The organism is Stenotrophomonas pictorum JCM 9942 (assembly GCF_001310775.1).
Classification (GTDB): Bacteria; Pseudomonadota; Gammaproteobacteria; order Xanthomonadales; family Xanthomonadaceae; genus Stenotrophomonas; species Stenotrophomonas pictorum.
Map to the genome: position 1 here is coordinate 1 of NZ_BAZI01000658.1, position 960 is coordinate 960.

Annotated in this window: 1 protein-coding gene; it reads left to right on the forward strand. The window is 68.2% G+C overall.

Annotated features, from left to right (window positions below):
• Positions 1-960, forward strand: a 960-nt coding sequence (locus JCM9942_RS16860; protein WP_054660990.1) for an alkaline phosphatase family protein, incomplete at both ends; no start/stop codon positions are given.

Sequence of the window (960 nt, forward strand, 5' to 3'; positions counted from 1 at the left end):
CCCGCCCACCGTGCTGCTGCTGTCCGTCGATGGCCTGCGCGCCGACAAAGTGGATGCCACCCACACGCCCAACCTGTTCCGCCTGGCCAGTGAAGGCGTGCGCAGTGTCGGCATGCGGCCCTCGTACCCGTCACTGACCTTTCCCAACCACTACACCCTGGTCACCGGCCTGCGTCCGGACCATCACGGCCTGATCCACAATGCGATGAACGCCGAGCCGCTGGGCGAGTTCCGGCTCAGCGACCGCGACGCGGTACGCAATCCGGCCTGGTGGGAAGGCGGTGAGCCGATCTGGGTCAGCGTGCGCAAGGCCGGGCTCAAGAGCGCCACCTGGTCCTGGCCCGGCAGCGAAGCACCGATCCACGGCCTGCATGCCGACCAGTGGCAACCGTACGATGAGGCTGTGTCGCTGCCGGCACGCATGCAGCAGCTGCTGGCGTGGCTGCAGGGCGCACCCGATGGCATTCCCCCGCGCTTTGTCGCCGGCTACATGGAACACGTCGACCAGGCCGGCCATGCGCACGGCCCGGATTCACCCGAATACGCCGCCGCACTGCGGGAAGTGGACAACGCCATCGGCCAGCTGGTCGATGACCTGCGCCGCGCGGACCTGCTGGATCGCACCAACCTGATCGTGGTCTCCGACCACGGCATGGCCACGGTCAAGGAAGGCCAGCAGATCGCCACCCAGGACATGGTGCCGCCGGCAGTGGCGATGGTGGTGTCTGTCGGGCAGTCGGTGGGTTTCACACCGCAACCGGGCAAACAGGCCGAGGCCGAAAAATACCTGCTCGGCGAACATCCCCACTACCAGTGCTGGAACAAGGCCCAGCTGCCGGCGCGCTGGCACTACGGCAGCCATCCGCGCGTGCCGCCCATCGTCTGCCAGATGCAGGAAGGCTGGGATGCCCTGACCCGCGAGATGATCGCCAGGCGCGCGCCCGGCGACCGCGGCTCGCA